Origin of the sequence: Prauserella halophila, assembly GCF_024171895.1 — a bacterium.
Taxonomy (GTDB): Bacteria; Actinomycetota; Actinomycetes; order Mycobacteriales; family Pseudonocardiaceae; genus Prauserella; species Prauserella halophila.
The window spans coordinates 124,400-141,876 of sequence record NZ_JAMTCQ010000009.1 but is presented as its reverse complement, the minus strand read 5'-3'; the positions used below and the strand labels follow the sequence as shown (position 1 = coordinate 141,876).

At 66.7% G+C, this 17,477-nt stretch carries 14 protein-coding genes and 1 pseudogene; 9 read left to right on the top strand and 6 right to left on the bottom strand.

Annotation, left to right across the window (positions count from 1 at the left end; all coding sequences use genetic code 11):
- The first annotated feature begins 233 nt into the window (after positions 1-233).
- Positions 234-1,223 (top strand): peptidoglycan recognition protein family protein, encoded by a 990-nt coding sequence (locus tag LY41_RS06830; RefSeq protein WP_253863031.1) that lies wholly within the window; start codon positions 234-236, stop codon positions 1,221-1,223.
- Positions 1,224-1,345: 122 nt separating this feature from the next.
- On the opposite strand, the gene LY41_RS06825 is transcribed toward LY41_RS06830, so the two are convergent.
- Positions 1,346-2,107: an alpha/beta fold hydrolase gene (locus LY41_RS06825; RefSeq protein ID WP_253863030.1), complete on the bottom strand. Its 762-nt coding sequence runs from the start codon at positions 2,105-2,107 to the stop codon at positions 1,346-1,348.
- 19 nt (positions 2,108-2,126) lie between these two features.
- Here LY41_RS06825 and LY41_RS06820 point away from each other — a divergent pair.
- From LY41_RS06820 to LY41_RS06790, 7 genes and pseudogenes are all read left to right on the top strand, one after another.
- A pseudogene (locus LY41_RS06820) lies at positions 2,127-3,593 on the top strand (M1 family metallopeptidase).
- Positions 3,594-3,788: 195 nt separating this feature from the next.
- On the top strand, positions 3,789-4,112 hold the full coding sequence (locus LY41_RS06815) for a WXG100 family type VII secretion target (protein WP_253863029.1): 324 nt from the start codon (positions 3,789-3,791) through the stop codon (positions 4,110-4,112).
- Positions 4,112-5,263: an HrpF/NolX family T3SS translocon protein gene (locus tag LY41_RS06810; protein WP_253863028.1), complete on the top strand. Its 1,152-nt coding sequence runs from the start codon at positions 4,112-4,114 to the stop codon at positions 5,261-5,263. Before LY41_RS06815 ends, LY41_RS06810 begins: the two co-directional genes overlap by 1 nt.
- A 953-nt stretch (positions 5,264-6,216) precedes the next feature.
- Positions 6,217-7,230 carry a hypothetical protein gene (locus LY41_RS06805; RefSeq protein WP_253863027.1) on the top strand — a complete coding sequence of 338 codons (1,014 nt, stop codon included), beginning with the start codon at positions 6,217-6,219 and terminating at the stop codon, positions 7,228-7,230.
- Positions 7,231-7,285: 55 nt separating this feature from the next.
- Complete coding sequence (locus tag LY41_RS06800; protein ID WP_253826582.1) at positions 7,286-7,603, top strand: antibiotic biosynthesis monooxygenase family protein; 318 nt, start codon at positions 7,286-7,288, stop codon at positions 7,601-7,603.
- Positions 7,600-8,439, top strand: coding sequence for an SIR2 family NAD-dependent protein deacylase (locus LY41_RS06795; RefSeq protein WP_253863026.1), 840 nt, complete (start codon positions 7,600-7,602; stop codon positions 8,437-8,439). Before LY41_RS06800 ends, LY41_RS06795 begins: the two co-directional genes overlap by 4 nt.
- 37 nt (positions 8,440-8,476) lie before the next feature.
- The gene (locus tag LY41_RS06790) at positions 8,477-9,280 is read left to right on the top strand and encodes an SDR family oxidoreductase (protein ID WP_253863025.1); all 804 of its coding nucleotides are present in this window, start codon (positions 8,477-8,479) and stop codon (positions 9,278-9,280) included.
- Positions 9,281-9,651: 371 nt separating this feature from the next.
- Here LY41_RS06790 and LY41_RS06785 read toward each other — a convergent pair whose 3' ends face one another.
- Positions 9,652-12,213: an ATP-dependent Clp protease ATP-binding subunit gene (locus LY41_RS06785; RefSeq protein ID WP_253863024.1), complete on the bottom strand. Its 2,562-nt coding sequence runs from the start codon at positions 12,211-12,213 to the stop codon at positions 9,652-9,654.
- Positions 12,214-12,646: 433 nt separating this feature from the next.
- Between LY41_RS06785 and LY41_RS06780 the strand changes: the two genes are divergently transcribed.
- Positions 12,647-13,567 carry a (2Fe-2S)-binding protein gene (locus LY41_RS06780; RefSeq protein ID WP_253863023.1) on the top strand — a complete coding sequence of 307 codons (921 nt, stop codon included), beginning with the start codon at positions 12,647-12,649 and terminating at the stop codon, positions 13,565-13,567.
- Positions 13,568-13,685: 118 nt separating this feature from the next.
- On the opposite strand, the gene LY41_RS06775 is transcribed toward LY41_RS06780, so the two are convergent.
- The 4 genes from LY41_RS06775 to LY41_RS06760 all read right to left on the bottom strand — a co-directional run bounded on the left by LY41_RS06775 (position 13,686) and on the right by LY41_RS06760 (position 17,476).
- Positions 13,686-14,282 (bottom strand): TIGR03086 family metal-binding protein, encoded by a 597-nt coding sequence (locus LY41_RS06775; protein WP_253863022.1) that lies wholly within the window; start codon positions 14,280-14,282, stop codon positions 13,686-13,688.
- Between the two features lie 198 nt (positions 14,283-14,480).
- The gene (locus tag LY41_RS06770) at positions 14,481-14,831 is read right to left on the bottom strand and encodes a histone-like nucleoid-structuring protein Lsr2 (protein ID WP_183649029.1); all 351 of its coding nucleotides are present in this window, start codon (positions 14,829-14,831) and stop codon (positions 14,481-14,483) included.
- A 259-nt stretch (positions 14,832-15,090) separates the two neighbouring features.
- Entirely contained in the window at positions 15,091-16,596 is a 1,506-nt protein-coding gene (gene lysS / locus LY41_RS06765) for a lysine--tRNA ligase (protein WP_253863021.1), read from the bottom strand.
- Positions 16,597-16,669: 73 nt separating this feature from the next.
- Positions 16,670-17,476: a type III pantothenate kinase gene (locus tag LY41_RS06760; RefSeq protein ID WP_253863020.1), complete on the bottom strand. Its 807-nt coding sequence runs from the start codon at positions 17,474-17,476 to the stop codon at positions 16,670-16,672.
- Between the last annotated feature and the right edge of the window lies 1 nt (position 17,477).

Below are 17,477 nucleotides of genomic sequence, written 5' to 3'. Positions count from 1 at the left end.
CCCACGTCGATAACCCGTTCGGCTGACGGCGAATGGCGTGCCCTGCCCACTATCGGCAGGGTTCACGCAGGTCACGACACCGACTGCGGTTGAAAAGTTTTCACGACGGTGGGCCGCACTTCGTCGGTCATTATTCGCAGCGGACCCTGTTTCGTGCTCCGATGTCCCCACACGGCGATATCCCCGCAGCGATATCCCTACGCAGCCACGCCAGTGGAGGGAGCTCGAACGATATGCCCGACCGGCCCGAATTCCACCGTCGCACGCTCTTCAAGGGCGGCCTCGCCGTCACCGCCGCGAGCGCCCTCACCACGTTCGCCGCCGCACGGGCGAGCGCCTCGCCCGCTGTCCCGTCGAGCGTGCCCCGGCAGGTCGGCCAGCCACTGATCTACACCACGGTCGACTGGGGCGCGCAGACGCCGACGCAGGACCCGATCATCCTCGACCACCCGCCGACGTACATCGTCGTCCACCACACCGCGGGCGCGAACAGTGAGGACTACTCGATCGAGCACGCGTTCCAGGTCTCGCGTGACATCCAGCAGCTGCACATCGACAACGGCTGGGGAGACTCGGGCCAGCAGTTCACCAACAGCCGCGGCGGTCACGCCACCGAGGGCAGGCACCATTCGCTCCAGGCCGTGCAGGGCGGCACCCGGCACGTGCAAGGTGCGCACGTGGGTGACAACAACTCGACCTGCATCGGCATCGAGAACGAGGGCATCTACGTCGATGCCGACGTCACGCAGGCGCTGTGGGATTCACTCGTGCACCTCGTCGCGTGGCTGGCTTCGCAGTACGGAGTCACCACGGACCTGATCATGGGGCATCGCGACTTCAACTCCACCCAGTGCCCCGGCGAGATCCTTTACGGACGGTTGCCGGAACTGCGCCGGGCGGTGGCTGCTCGGCTCGGAACCCGGGCCGAGCAGCCCGATTCCTGGCCACTGCTGATGCCGGGTGACGCCGGCCCGCGGGTACGGACGGCCCAGACGCTGCTGCGGGACCGCGGGGCGAACGTGGCGACCGACGGCGTGTTCACCGCCGCGATGGCCGGCGAGGTGGCGAAGTTCAAGCGCGCCAACGGAGTCCAGCAGCTGACCTGCGGCGCGTCGCTGCACCGGAGCGCCGACGAGAGTGGCCACCTCGGCGCCGACGTGTGGCCACTACTCGCCGCGACGGGCGCCGAGCGGGAGGAACTGCGAACCCGCCTGGCACAGTAACCCGCCGTGTTGCGGATTCCGGGGGCCGTGTTGCGGATTCCGGGGCCCGTGTTGCGGGTTCCGGAGGCCGTGTTGCGGGTTCCGGAGGCCGTGTTGCGGGTTCCGGAGGCCGCCCGCCGCGGTCAGCGGTCCAGCACGTCGGACAGGAACGCCTCGACGGCGCCGCGGTACTCGTCCGGGGCGGTGTCGTGCACCACGTGTCCCGCACCGTCGACGACGACGTGCCGACCGCCGGCACGTTCGGCCAGCTCCGCCTGCTGACCCGCGGGCATCACGGTGTCGCCCGCCTCGACGACGAGTAACGGGCGGTCCAACTTGTCCACATAGGACCAGTAGTCGCGATTTCCCCACTCGGCGGCGATCGCGTACAGGTCGTCCAGATCGGCGATGAGCCGGTAGCCGTCGGAGTGTTCCTCGAAACACTCCACAAAGTACTCGCCGGCAGAACCGAAGAACTCGCGAACGTGGGAGAGGGAGGCGAACGGGACGGGCCAGGACTCGAAATGACCGCGCCAGGTGTCGACGGTGCGCCCGCGCAAGTCCGGGGCGAAGTCCTCGACCACGACCGCTCGCACCAGCTCCGGGCGGGTCGCCGCGAGCGCGAGGGCGTGCAGACCGCCCATCGAGTGTCCGATCACGACGGCCGGCCCCGCGTCGAGATGTTCGACGAACTCGGCGGCGTCGGCGGCGAAATCCTCGGTGGCGGCAGGCAGCGGCCGGGGGCTGCGACCGTGACCGCGTGCGTCGAGTCCGACGACGTCACCGTAGGACGTGAGCCACTGCGCGACCCGCCACCACGTCGTCGCCCTGCCCATCAGACCGTGCAGCAGCACGATCGGCTGCCCCGCGCCGCCGAACCGCACGGCGCCATCGCCCAACCGCATCTACGCTCTCCCTACCGCCATTCGCCGGGCCGGACCCTGCGTGCTCGCTCTCGTGTGCACCCTAACGGCGCGCACCTCGGGTGGGGACGGGCCGCGGACCACCACATCGCAGTACCCACCCGCCGCTCCGACGAGTCACATCCCCGCTGCGCTGCAGCAACAACCTCCCGAGCCGGGCGCAACCGGGATCGGCGATCCGTACTACCCGGCGGCGGGCGACGGCGGGTAGTACGCGCAGGACTACGACGTGTCGGTGCGCTACGACCCCGGCTCCGGGGTGCTCCACGGCGATTCCACGATGACGGCTCGCGCGACGAAACCGCTCAGTCGGTTCAACCTGGATCTGCGCGGGATGACGATCGATTCGGTGCACGTCGACGGCGCCCGCGCCCGGTTCGACCGCGAGGGCGCGCACGAGCTGGTGATCACGCCTGCGCGGGCGAAGGCGGAAAACCAACGGTTCCGGGTGCGGGTGCAGTACCGCGGCACGCCGGGACGGACGACCAGTGGCCTCGGCAACAACGGCTGGCACCGCACCCCGTCCGGCGGCGCGTTCGTGATGGGCGAGCCGCCGTCGGCGTCGTTCTGGTATCCGTCCAACGACCATCCGCGCGACAAGGCGACGTTCCGGCTGACGGCACGTGTCCCGCAGGGCTGGACGGCGGTGTCCATCGGCCGCGAGGTGCGGTCGGCCACCCGTGACGGCTGGACGACGTCGCGGTGGGTCGAACCCGAGCCCGTGGCCGGGTATCTGACGACCGTGGCGGTCGACCGGTTCGACGTCACCCGCCGTGAACTCGACGACGGAACCCCGGTGCTGAACGCCTTCGCGCCGGGCTCGGAGGACCTGCGGCCGGGGGCGCGTCGCACCGGAGAGGTGGTGCGGTTCCTCGAATCGCGGTTCGGTGATCACCCCGCAACCACCACGGGCGGCATCTACCTCGGTGCGGAAACCGGGTACGCACTGGAGACGCAGGGCAGGCCCACGTACGACGCCAACGCCCGATTCGCGACGATCGTCCACGAGCTGGCGCACCAGTGGTACGGCAACGAGGTGTCCGTGTCGTCGTGGGCGGACATCTGCCTCAACGAATGCTTCGCCAGCTATGCGCAGTGGCTGTGGGACGAAGGTAAGAAAAACGTCGATCTGGACGCCAGGTATCGCGGGGCGGTCGGCTCGGCCACCGAAGGGTTCTGGGCGCCACAGCTCTACGACATGGGTGCCGGCAACGAGTTCACCGGCGTGTACGACAAGGGAATCCTGGCGATGCACGCGCTGCGCCGACAGCTCGGCGAGGAGACATTTTGGACGGTGCTGCGCCAGTGGCCCCGCCGGCACGCCGAGGGAAACGCGTCGTGGCCGGAGTTCGAACGGTTCGCCGAGCGCACCTCCGGGCAGAAGCTCGACGCCTTCTTCGCCGCCTGGTTCCACCACAGTGGACGTCCCGGCGAGCAGCACCTGTATCCGGGAACGCTGTCGAACTGACGACCCAAGCGGCATCGCCGAGAATGCACGGTCCGCGCGGATGTCCCCATGTGCCCGGATATTCGGGTTTGCAGTAAGCCGTCCTGTGTCTCACCTCTCAAGTGGCTGGATCCCGCCAGCATCCGCATCCACCTCGACCGACGCCTATTATCGTCCGCTCACACTAGGTGCACGCTGAGGGGCGAGGGGAGAGCAATGCCAGATTTCACGGTCGACGTCGGCGGCCTTGAGGCACTCAGCAAGAATCTGACCAGGTGCAAGGAGAACGTCGAGGGGGCAACCAAGCGCCTCGCCGACCTCGCACCGGATTCGATCGGATCGGAAGAACTCGACGAGGCCTGCGCAGACTTCCGCGACGAGTGGAAAGAGGGACTCGAAGAGATCGAAGACGCCATCGATGGCATCGGCGAGGGCCTGGACAACGCGACCAAAGGCTACCGAGAAGCTGAGGAAGGGATCCGCGACGCGCTGGCGAAGATGCGCGATGGCGTCGAGCAGTCCGGAAACAAGGGGGCATGATGAGCGCTGAACCGTATCCCAGCATCGGCTACGACCCGGCGCGGGGCAACGTAGCAACACTCGAGAACCTCGCCAGCGAACTCAAGTCCACGTCCGACTACGCAAGAGAGGCGCGCGAAGCGCTGAACTCGATCAAGGCGAACCAGGACATTTGGACCGGTGGGGCATCGCAGAAGTTTGCCGAGAACATCGAGGATCTACCCGGCTACCTGGATGACGCCGACTGGGCCATGAACCACGCGGGCAAGGCCCTGAAAGCCTGGTCAGACCGGCTCACCGACCTCAAGCAGCACGCCTCACGTATCGAAGAAAACCTGCGCGAAGCGCTCGACAAGGAGCAACAGGCACTGGCAGCAGCGCAGCACGCGAACCAGGCCCAGGTCCAGGCCGCCAGTCAGTTCTCCGACGCACCTGCAGACCAGGGCGCGGCGGAGGCCGCCACGCGCGCCAACAAGGCAGCCGCTTCGGCCGCCGCCACCGTGGAAGAGCTCAGACGGAACGCCGAACAGCTCAAGAACAGCTGGGAGGACGCGTCACGGGAGTGCGCGAAGAAACTCCGTGAGGCCGGTGACCGCGCACCCGACGAAGGCTTCTGGGAAGGAATCGGCGAGTTCTTCGAAGGGGCTCTCAGCACGATCGGTGATATCGCCGGCATTGTCTCCGCTATCGCCGGTGTCCTGTCCTTCATTCCCGGCATCAACGCAATCGCAGCGCCAGTTGCGCTGGTCTCTGGTGCGATCGCTCTTGGCGCTCACGCAGCAGATATGGCAGTCAAGGGAAACTTCGACGACCCCAACGCTTGGATCAGCCTAGCAGGCGATGCGATAGGCCTAGTTCCAGGGGTCAAAGCTGCAAAGGCCGGCCTAGATACCGTTGGCGAAGCAGCTTCATTAAGTGGGAAGATGGCCAAATTTAGTACCGGAGCAGCCTCGGAAATGTACGAAGCCAGCGAAATTGTGACTAAAATTACATCAAAGATTCCAGGATTGACTGACGAAGCTGCAACCACAACCGCCAAGGTATTCGAAAGTTCTGCCACCACATTAGTTCAAGCGCCGGCTGTCGACAAGGTTGCCAGCGGTGAGGACAAAGCAGTTCACGACGTCGCCGGTGGTGCCAATCTCATACTCGCCGGCATAACGGCCAAGTAGGTTCCGCTGTGAGCATATCAGATTTTCTCCAGCCAACCGAAAAAGAAATACCACTTTGGCTTAATGTGCCACCCGAATTTCAGGAAATAGATCTGGACGAGCCGGCGGACTCCAGGATCGACCGAATTGCACGGGAAACTCAGAAGCTCCCCGGATGCAACCCGAGCTGGCAAGCTCACGCCGTCCTCTCCCAAGAATCCTTGGTAAGCAGTCTGCGACAAACCGGCGCCATTTATGCTGCAAACTTTGTCGCTAGCTCAGAACTTGTCCCGACAAGACTTGTTTCCGCACTCTTTACTGTAGTTGTACGTGAACCCTACGGACTTGCCGATCAGTCTCTCACGGAAATTGCACGCGGACTACAGGAGAACGGGAGTCACAGCGAGACACTTCTCGTCGATTACCCCGCAGGTCCTGCGATAGCACAGGGCGAGCACCATCTCGTGAGATGGAACGGCCAAAGCCTACAAATTCGGCAGAGTACTATTATTTTCCAATTTCCGGGTAGGCGAAGGTTGGCAATGATCGGAATCTCCAGCAGTGACCTGGATGATTGGGACGATTTCGTCGGAGTACTCGACGGAATCGCTAGAACCGTCAGTTTCACGAGACCGAGCACAGGATCCTCCTCGGTTGTGAATGTATTGGATGGCGGACCCCAATGACAGCTCTGGTTACCAGCTTAATATTTCTCGTCGTCGCTTTCTGGGTTTTCCAGAGCAGGATTCGTGCACGATTCCAGGGGTATCGCAACAGTATTTCCCATGTCACGAGAAAACTTGACCGAAGCAACGATGTAGGAGCATCGGTCTCCATTCGCATCTGGGAAACCCACCCGCTTTCCATCGAGCACGTCAAAGAGCTCGCGCGCACTCATGGCTTCTCGTTTACGAGAATCGGAACCGACGGGGTTGCGTCGCGCACGGTAGAATTCATCCGCGAGGGCAGAAGCGATGACTGATGATCCGGTAACAGACATCACCCTGTTTTCCATTTGGCTCGGACTCGCCCTCATCCTTCTCGCAGGGTTTCCGCGATCGGTTGGCCTACGAAACGGTGATGGAAAGAGCCGCAAAGCGAGACCGAAGCAGGTAGCAGAATTTCAACGGATGTTGCAGACGCAGGACGGCCAGGAACTAGAAGTTGATTGGCTACGTTATCCGGATATACCGAAGCAGGAACTGGTCGATCACGCCGCCACGCACGGGTGGCGCTACTCAGTCCAGAACTATAACGGCGACTCCTGGTTTCTGACCTTCACATTCGCCCCCTCGACGCCGTACGAGGACGCCTCAGTTCGACTCACGAACGAACTCGGCGCCGCAGAACCGGACGGCACCGGCCGGTACGCGCTGGATCCCGGACGATACAGCAGCTTGTCCGACGACAGACGCCGAGAGGTAATCGCCGCGGCGGGATGGGAACCAGCATCATCGGGAACGGGAAAGGATGGCCTCCTGCAGGTCACACGGCCCGGACTCGAGCTTTCGGATGGGGTCACGGAACCACAGCTGCTCGGCATCCGACCGCAGGAGTTCCGGCAAAATCCCGCAGTGATCCGGTACGCAAGAGAGATTCAACAGGAGCACGGGAACGACCCGCTCGCCCCGGAGACTCTGGACCGTCTGAGACAGCGCAACAACTACTGGTTGAAACGGTTCCTCGGGTCTGCGGCGCTCTGTGGCTTGCTCTGGGCCACCGGCCCCTTCCCTCTGTTCATCGGGATGCAGGACGACATCGGCTCCGACACCGCAGTCCAGGTCGGGGTGTGGATGATGGTCGCAGGCACGGTGTTCGGCGGCATTGCCTGGTGGATCCGACATCGTCGGAAACGCGACATCGGAGCACACCTGAAAGCACTGCGACAGCTCCGGCGCATTCACAACGACCCACGCGCGGCGAGTAACCGCCACGACTGCGAAGACCGTCGCCTTCGCCGCAGGATGCGCCCGCGAGCTCGACCGTAACCGGCCGGACCGCCACTGCTGCGACGTCACCCCACTCGTCAGTATCCTCGGCGTCATGGCTGTTGTGAAGATCAACGCGATCGAGGTTCCCGAAGGAGCAGGCCCCGAGCTGGAGAAGCGGTTCGCCGCGCGTAAGGGTTCTGTCGACAACGCTCCCGGCTTCCTCGGGTTCGAGTTGCTGCGTCCCGTGTCCGGCGAGAACCGCTACTTCGTCTACACCAAGTGGGAGACGGAGGAGGACTACCAGGCGTGGGCCCAGGGCGGCGCCAAGGAGGCCCACGCGGGCGAACAGCAGAAACCCGTGTCCAGTGGCGCCAACCTCCTCGAGTTCGAGGTCGTACTCGGGTCGTCGCCGGATTCCTCCGACGAGTGAACGACACGCTCCACCAGTACAGTGACGAGCTCGAGCGCGCGGCGGAGCTGATCGGTTCCGCCGGCGCGCTGCTCGTCTGCGCGGGGGCGGGCATGGGCGTCGACTCCGGCCTGCCCGACTTCCGCGGTGACGACGGCTTCTGGCGCGCCTACCCGCCGTACGCGCGGCTCGGACTCAGCTTCGTCGAGGTCGCCGACCCGATGCACTTCGCCGCCGACCCCGAACTCGCCTGGGGCTTCTACGGCCACCGCCTCGAGCTGTACCGCCGCACCACACCGCACCCCGGGTTCGACATCCTCCGCCGCTGGGCCACCGGGAAACCGGGCGGCGCGCACGTATTCACATCCAATGTGGATGGCCAGTTCCAGCGCGCGGGCTTCACCGACGTCGCCGAGGTGCACGGTTCGATCCACCACCTGCAGTGCCTGACCGGTTGTTCCGCCGGCATCTGGCCCGCGGACGACGTCGCCGTCACGATCGACGAATCGACCATGCGCGCAGCGGAACCGCTGCCGGCCTGTCCGGGCTGCGGAGCACTCGCCCGGCCGAACATACTCATGTTCGGCGACGCCGACTGGCTCGGCGAGCGTTCCCAGCGGCAGCTCGACGCACTCCAGGCGTGGCGGCGCAACACGACCGGCCTCGCCGTCATCGAACTCGGCGCGGGCCTGGCCGTACCGACGGTGCGTCGGCAGGCCGAACTGGCCAGCGCCGCCGACGGCCGGTTGATCCGCATCAACCCGCGCGAACCCGAGGTCCGCCACGGACGCGGCGTCTCCCTCCCCGTCGGCGCACTGGACGCGCTGACGGCCATCGATGCACGGTTGAACAGCTGACACCCGCTCCGTCCGCGCCGACCCCAGGGAGACCGCGATGACCGTCCTGGTCACCGGAGCCACCGGCAACATCGGCCGCAAGACCGTCGACCACCTGCTGCAACGCGGCGCCACGGACGTCCGCGCGCTCACCAACAACCCCACGAAGGCCGAGCTGCCGGACCACGTCGAGGTGGCCGACGGTTACCTGCGCAGGCTCGACACCCTGCCCGCAGCCTTCGACAGCGTCACCCGCATGTACCTCGCGCCGACCCCCGACACGGTCGACGACGTGCTGCGCCTGGCCCGGGACGCAGGCATCGAGCACATCGTCGACCTGTCCGGCGAGCACGAATCCTGGTGGGGAACGGTCACACGCGCCGTCGAGCGATCCGGCATCCCGTGGACACACCTGTGGCCCGGCGATTTCATGGAGAACTCGATGCTCTGGGCGGATCAGATCCGCCGGACCGGCGCCGTGCACGAACCGTATCCCGATGCCGCCAGCTCACCGATCGCCATGGACGACATCGCCGCCGTCGCCGCCGCTGCCCTGCTCGACCCGGACCCGGGGACATCGCACCTGCTCACCGGCCCCGAGACGCTGACCCGGACCGAGCAGGTCGCCCACCTCGCCACGGCCCTCGACAGCGACCTGCGGTTCGTCACGACGTCCCGCGAGGACACACTCACCCATCTGCGACCCGTCATGGGCGAGAACGCCGAGTTCTACGTCGACAACGTCCTGCCGTTCCTCGACGCCGAGCCGGCCGCCGCCAACACCACGGTCGAAACCGTCACGGGCACGCCCGCCACCACGTTCGCCGACTGGGCCCGCGCCCACGCCGACGCCTTCCGCTGACGGGCACGGCACGGCACGGCACGGGCCATGAGGGACGGCCGCACGCCGGCGCGTCCGTGAGGGCCGGCGGTTGAGCGACGGGTGGGCGCAACACGGTCCCTGGAATCCGCAACACGGTCCCCGGAACCCGCAACACGGTCCCCGGGACCCGCAACACGGGCGTCTGAGTGCAGGACACGCGGGATACGGAAACGGCGGGCACCGCCTACGCGGTGCCCGCCGTTTCTGCCTACTCGGCCGCTTTTGCCTACTCGGCCGTTTCTGCCTACTCGGCCGTTTGCCTAGTCAGTTGTTCCGGTCTGCCTAGTCGGCCGTTTGCCTAGTCAGTTGTTCCGGTCTGCCTAGTCGGCCGTTTGCCTAGTCGGCGCTCGTCACTCCTGCTCGGTCTCGCCGGAGCCCGAACCCGAGCCTTCCTCGCCTGCGGCCATGCTGACCGGCGGCGCGTCCGGAACGTCGATCGGCTTCTGCTCACCGCGGAACGTGAACGTCGCCTGATCGTCCTTCTCGTCGCCGATCTCCCAGCCGTCAACGTCCACGATGATGATCTGGCCCGGCTCGACCTCACCGAACAGGATCTTCTCGGACAGCTGGTCCTCGACCTCGCGCTGGATGGTCCTGCGGAGCGGACGGGCACCGAGCACCGGGTCGAAGCCGCGCTTGGCCAGCAGCGCCTTCGCACGGTCGGTGAGCTCGATGGCCATGTCCTTGCCCTTCAGGGCCTCCTCGACGCGCCGGACCATGAAGTCGACCATCTCGATGATCTGGTCCCGCGTGAGCTGGTGGAAGACGATGATGTCGTCGATCCGGTTGAGGAACTCGGGCCGGAAGTGCTTCTTCATCTCCTCGTTGACGCGCTGCTTCATCTTGTCGTAGCGCGTCACCTCGTCGTTGCCCGACGAGAAGCCGAGGCTGACGGACTTCGAGATGTCCGACGTGCCCAGGTTGGAGGTGAAGATCAGCACCGTGTTCTTGAAGTCGACCGTGCGGCCCTGACCGTCGGTCAGGCGGCCGTCCTCGAGAACCTGCAGGAGCGTGTTGTAGATCTCCTGGTGGGCCTTCTCGATCTCGTCGAACAGCACCACGGAGAACGGCTTACGGCGCACCTTCTCGGTGAGCTGGCCGCCCTCCTCGTAGCCGACGTAGCCCGGAGGGGCACCGAACAGCCGCGAGGCGGTGTAGCGGTCGTGGAACTCGCCCATGTCGATCTGGATGAGCGCGTCGTCCTCGCCGAACAGGAAGTTCGCCAGCGCCTTGGACAGCTCGGTCTTACCGACACCGGACGGGCCGGCGAAGATGAACGAACCGGACGGGCGCTTCGGGTCCTTCAGGCCGGCACGCGTACGGCGGATCGCCTGCGAGACGGCCTTGACCGCGTCCTCCTGGCCGATGATCCGCTTGTGCAGCTCGTCCTCCATGCGGAGCAGACGCGTCGTCTCCTCCTCGGTGAGCTTGAACACCGGGATACCGGTCCAGTGGGCGAGGACCTCGGCGATCTGCTCGTCGTCGACCTCGGCGACGACGTCCAGGTCACCGTCCTTCCACTGCTTCTCGCGCTCGGACTTCTGCGACAGGAGCGTCTTCTCCTCGTCGCGCAGGGACGCGGCCCGCTCGAAGTCCTGACCGTCGATGGCCGATTCCTTGTCCCGGCGCACGTCGGCGATCTTCTCGTCGAACTCGCGCAGGTCCGGCGGAGCGGTCATCCGGCGGATGCGCATCCGGGCACCGGCCTCGTCGATCAGGTCGATCGCCTTGTCCGGCAGGTACCGGTCGTTGATGTAGCGGTCGGCCAGCGTGGCGGCGGCGACCAGCGCGGAGTCGGTGATCGACACGCGGTGGTGCGCCTCGTAGCGGTCACGCAGGCCCTTGAGGATCTCGATGGTGTGCTCGAGCACCGGCTCGCCCACCTGGATCGGCTGGAAGCGGCGCTCCAGGGCGGCGTCCTTCTCGATGTACTTGCGGTACTCCTCGAGAGTGGTCGCACCGATGGTCTGCAGCTCACCGCGGGCCAGCATCGGCTTGAGGATGCTCGCGGCGTCTATGGCGCCTTCGGCCGCTCCCGCTCCGACGAGCGTGTGCAGCTCGTCGATGAACAGGATGATGTCGCCGCGGGTCTTGATCTCCTTGAGGACCTTCTTGAGCCGCTCCTCGAAGTCGCCGCGGTAGCGCGAGCCCGCCACCAGTGAACCGAGGTCCAGCGTGTAGAGCTGCTTCTCCTTCAGCGTCTCGGGCACTTCGCCCTTGACGATGTTCTGCGCCAGACCCTCGACCACGGCCGTCTTGCCGACACCGGGCTCGCCGATCATCACCGGGTTGTTCTTGGTACGGCGCGAGAGCACCTGCATGACACGCTCGATCTCGGAGTTCCGGCCGATCACCGGGTCGAGATCGCCGTCACGCGCAGCCTGGGTCAGGTTGCGGCCGAACTGGTCGAGCACCAGCGACGAGGACGGCGTGCCCTCACCCCGGCCACCGCCTGCTTCCTGCGGCTCCTTGCCCTGATAGCCGGACAGGAGCTGCAGCACCTGCTGGCGCACGCGGTTGAGGTCGGCACCGAGCTTGACCAGAACCTGGGCCGCGACGCCCTCACCCTCACGGATGAGGCCGAGCAGGATGTGCTCCGTACCGATGTAGTTGTGGCCGAGCTGCAGCGCCTCCCGCAGCGACAGCTCCAGCACCTTCTTGGCACGCGGCGTGAAGGGGATGTGCCCGCTCGGAGCCTGCTGCCCCTGGCCGATGATCTCCTCGACCTGCGAACGGACGCCCTCAAGCGCGATACCCAACGATTCGAGCGCCTTGGCGGCGACACCTTCACCCTCGTGGATCAGACCCAGGAGGATGTGCTCGGTGCCGATGTAGTTGTGGTTGAGCATCCTGGCCTCTTCCTGGGCCAGGACGACCACCCGCCTCGCGCGGTCGGTGAACCTCTCGAACATTCCCACTCCCTCGACTGCTGCGCCGGCGGCCCGACCCATCGGTTCCTCGTGATGGGTTCGGCACCGTGAGACCACTCTAGTAGCCATGCGTGTCCGGTGGCCTACCACTCACACGAATCCGGCGGGTCCGTCGGATGGCTCACCGGATGGTGACTTTTCCGGATTATCGCTGGCTACGGCGCTGTTTCCGCAGGGTGCAACGAGCGTGCGGCGGCCGCGATTCCGCCACACCGGGCGTGTCCGCTTCCGGCGAACACGCCAGAGACCCCGCGTCACCCGCCGTGTCCAGCCGGTTCGGGTTCTCCCTATTCCACCATCGTGTCACCCCGTCGGCGCAAGGCACCACGCAGGTTTAGGTTAGGCTCCCCTTATAGTTACTGGAAGCAGGAACTACGAGCCCTGCCGCCGTGCCCGTCACACCGTTGGAGCAAGCGTGACCGTCGACCGATCCGTACGTGACGCTGCACACAGCGCCGCGGTCAGAGCCGGACCCGGCGCCCTGTCCGGCGCCGTGGCCGGCGACTTCCCGGACGGCACGAGCGGCACCGTGCCCACGAACGCCACCCGGCCCACCAACACCACCGGGCTCACGGACTCGCTCGCCCGCGTCGACGCAGCCCAGGACCGGTACACGCTCACCGGCTCGACCTCCGGCCCCGACTGGATCCGCTGTTCGGATCTGCTCGACGACCCGCAGCACTTCACCGCCTGGTGGGCACGCACCGCCGAGTGGCTGCAGGAGGGCTACGGCGACGCGCCGGGCCGCACCGCGCTCGCCTACGTCATGTCCTGGTACCTGCGCATCCCCGCGTACGTCGGTGCCGCGCTGCTGTTCCACGAACGCCGCGTGCCCTCGCTGCGCCCCGACGACCTCGCGGTGCGCCTCGCCGACCGGGGACGGCCGAGCCCCGAGGCGATCGCCGTCCTCGGCAAGGGCTTCGCCTGCCTGCCGTTCGATCCGGCGTGTGCCGACCCGCAGACCTCCGTCGCCGCCGACGAACGCGAGCTCGCCGGGATGCTGCGGGCCCGCTACACCGCCCACGCCTCGCAGTTCGTCCGCACCTACCGGGGCGCAGGCCAGCTCGGCACCCGCACCCTGTGGTCGGCCGCCACCGACGCGCTCGACGACTGCCTCTGGTGGGCCGGGCGCGACTGCGGCGACGAGGGCGGTGGGGTCGCCGACGCCACGCTGGTGCTCGACGCCGCGTTCGCTCCCCTGACGTCGCCGTCGACCCTGCACACCGGCGACAACGGCTGGGCACGGCAGCGGCAGAGCTGCTGTTTCACCCACCTGCTGCCGGGCCGCGACGAGTGCGCGGGCTGCCCCCGGCTACGCCGCCGCACCGAGGACTAGCGCCTGCGGCACGGCCGGCCACCGGCCGCACTCGGCACCGGCGGGTCCATCGGTCCGCCCCGGTCAGGGGCTCCGTGCCGGTCCGCGCCAGTCGAGAGGTCACGCCGGCCTGCGCAGATCACGGCCGCCAGGCCGGATCACGACCGGCCAGTCCGAGGGCCCTGTCCATCTCCGGCGCCGACGCGGGAACCTCGACCTCCGGCCCGAACGCGCCCATCCGCCTGCCCTGCGCGACCAATCCGCTCAGCACGTCGACGGCCGGGGCCGCGACCGACGACCTCCACCCGCCACCGGGATTCACCGCCGCGGCGAGGTCCCATGCGTGCAGCACGAACTCCACGAAGACCATCCGGCCCAGCACCGATCGCGGCAGCTCGGTCCCGGCGATCGATCCGTTCCCCTCCCACGACGCCGGGTCACTCCACGCCGCGCCCAGCCGTTCGACGAGTGCGGCCAGGCCCCCGGTGTCTGCGGTGTTCCCGGTGTCTGCGGTGTCCGCACCGGCCGGTGAGGCCGCGAGCAGGCCGGGACCCCAGTACCGCAGGTGTTCGAGCAGGTCCGCGACCGTGAAATCCGCACACGGTGTGGGGCGGGATGTGTCGGCGTCGCCGATTCGGGCGAGCACACCGAGGAGTTCACGCGCGGCGACGGGAACGGCGCCGGCGACTGCGTTGCTGTCGGTCGTGTTGCTGTCGGTCGTGCTGTTCTCGGCCATCGGGCCATTGAATCGCAGCAGGGTCGATGGCACCAGCCGAGACATACCGGCATCGCACCCGCACCGGAGAATCCCGGCCCGATCACGAAGTAACCGGGGTCACAAATACGAAGGGCCTCCCGGTGCGGCACCGGGAGGCCCTTCGAAGGCTCGTTCGAACGCCGCGCGCCCGTGCGACGCGCGGACGCCGACGTCAGCTCAGTTCTTGCGGTGGTAGGCGTCGACGACCTCGGACGGGATGCGGCCACGGTCGGAAACGTCGTAACCGTTCTTGCGGGCCCAGGCGCGAATGGCCTGATTCTGCTCACGGTCGACCGCGGCGCTGCGACCCGCCTGCGGCTTCGACGCGGTGGCGCGGGTCGTGCGCTTGCGACCCCCCGCGCGACGAGCGTGCTCGACGTACTGCGCGAGCGCGTCACGCAATTCCTCGGCGTTTTCCGCCGAGAGGTCGATCTCGTACGTCACACCGTCCAGACCGAACTCGACGGTCTCTTCCGCCTCCGAACCGTCAAGGTCGTCGACGAGGGAGACGAGAACCTTCTGCGCCATCCTTGCTTTCCTCCTGTGAAACCTGCGATAGACCGATGGAATCGCCGATCCCGATCGGTGTCCAAACCCCGTCGAACCACACAACCGATCCGGCCTGACGCTCCGGCCTGGCGAGCGGTCCCCGTGAGGCGAAGTCGGGGAACTGCTCACAGTAATACCCTTGCGCACTCATAAAAGCAAATCAGACGCCCGGGTTTTGGCGGGTTTCCACCGGCGACGGGAGACGACTTCCGTCGGCCATCGCAACGCGGGGACGAAACTATTCGGGCCGGACCAGCGGAAACAGGATGGTTTCCCGGATACCGAGACCGGTCAGCGCCATGAGCAACCGGTCCACTCCCATTCCGGCACCGCCGGTCGGCGGCATTCCGTACTCGAGCGCCCTCAGGAAATCCTCGTCCAGCTGCATGGCCTCGTCGTCACCGCCGGCGGCCAGCTTGGACTGAGCCGTCAGCCGCTGCCTTTCGATGACCGGATCGACCAGTTCCGAGTAGCCGGTGGCCAGCTCGAATCCCCGCACATACAGGTCCCACTTTTCCGCGATCCCCGGCTTGGTGCGGTGCGCACGCGTCAGCGGCGAGGTTTCCTCGGGGAAGTCCCAGACGAATGTCGGCGCGTACAGCTTGTCGCCGACCAGATCCTCCCACAGTTCTTCGACGAGCTTGCCGTGGGTGAGCTTCGGGTCGACCTCGATGCCGCGTGCCCGGGCCGTGGCATGCAGTTTCTCGGCCGTCGTTTCCGGCGTCACTTCCTCACCGAGCGCTTCGGAGAGCGACTCGTACATTGTGACCGACGCCCACTCGCCGGACAGGTCGTACTCCGTCCCGTCGTGCAACGTGACGATCCGTGAACCGAATGCGGCGTCCGCGGCTTCCTGGACGAGCTGTTTCGTCAGGTCGGCGATTGTGTCGTACGTCGCATACGCCTCGTAGTATTCGAGCATCGCGAACTCGGGGGAATGCGACGAGTCACTGCCCTCATTCCGGAAGTTCCGGTTGATCTCGAAGACCTTCTCGATACCGCCGACCACGCACCGCTTGAGATACAACTCCGGAGCGATGCGGAGGTAGAGGTCCATGTCGAAGGCGTTGGAATGGGTCGTGAACGGCCTGGCCGAGGCGCCGCCGTGCAACGTCTGCAGCATCGGCGTCTCGACCTCGGTGAATCCGCGGCCGTGGAACGAATCGCGCAACCCGCGCAGCACGTTCGCGCGAGTCCGCACCACCTCTCGCGCCCGTGGGCGCACGATCAGGTCGGCATAACGCTGCCGGACCCGCGATTCCTCCGACATTTCCTTGTGCGCGACCGGCAACGGGCGCATCGCCTTCGAGGTGAGCTGCCACGAATCGGCCATGACCGACAGTTCACCGCGCTTGGAGGTGATGACCTCGCCATGGACGAACACGTGGTCGCCGAGGTCGACGTCGGACTTCCACGCCGAGAGGGACTCCTCTCCGATGTTGGCCAGACTCAGCATGGCCTGCAGTTCGGTACCGTCGCCCTCGCGCAGGGTGGCGAAGCACAGCTTGCCCGTGTTGCGCATGAACATGACGCGGCCGGTCACGCCCACGACGTCGCCGGTCTGCGTGTCGGCCGGCAGGTCCGGGTGGGCGGCGCGTACCTGCGCGAGCGTGTGCGTGCGCGGCACCTCGACGGGATACGGCTCGGCCCCGCCGGCGAGCAGGCGGTCGCGCTTGTCCCGGCGCACCCGCAGCTGCTCCGGCAGGTCGTCGTCGCTCTGGGAGTGTTCCGGGATATCGCTCATGCGCACCAGCGTACGAATGGCCGAGCCGAGCCCGTGAACCGGCTCCTGCCATCGGCCGAGCGATTGCCGGCTGTTATTTCCGCCCGGCGGACCGGTCGCTGCCGCGCTCGCGATTCCGTTCGTGGACGAGCTTGAGCCCCAGCAGAGTGAGGTCGGGCCGGTGCTCGGTGATGGTCTCGGATTCGCCGAGCACGAGCGGCGCGAGGCCACCGGTGGCGATCACCTCGATCGGGCCGTCACCCAGCTCTTTCACGATCCTGCGGACGAGGCCGTCGACCTGACCTGCGAAACCGAACAGAATGCCGGACTGGAGACATTCCACGGTGGTCTTTCCGATCACCGAACGCGGCGGTGTCAGCTCGACCTTCCGCAGCGCCGCCGCACGGGATGCGAGCGCGTCGACGGAGATCTCGATACCCGGCGCGAAGGCCCCGCCGAGGAACTCGCCCTTGGCCGAGATCGCGTCGACGTTCGTGGACGTGCCGAAGTCGACGACCACGCAGGCCGTCCCGCACAGCTGGTAGGCGGCGAGCGTGTTGACGAGCCGGTCGGCTCCGACCTCCTTCGGGTTGTCGACGTGCAGCGGAACGCCGGTGCGCACCCCGGGCTCGACGACCACGGTGGGCACGTCGGCGTAGTAGCGGCCGAGCATCACCCGCAGCTCACGCAACACGGCGGGCACGGTCGACAGCGCGCTGATCGCGGTGATCCGGTCGGCGTAGTCGCCGAGCAGGCCTCGCATGGTCAGCGCCAGCTCGTCGGACGTGATCTGCGCATCGGTGCGCATCCGCCAGTCGCGGACCAGTTCGACGCGGGAACCCTCCTCGGGATACAGGCCGAGGGAGATGTTGGTGTTCCCGACGTCGATGGTGAGCAGCATG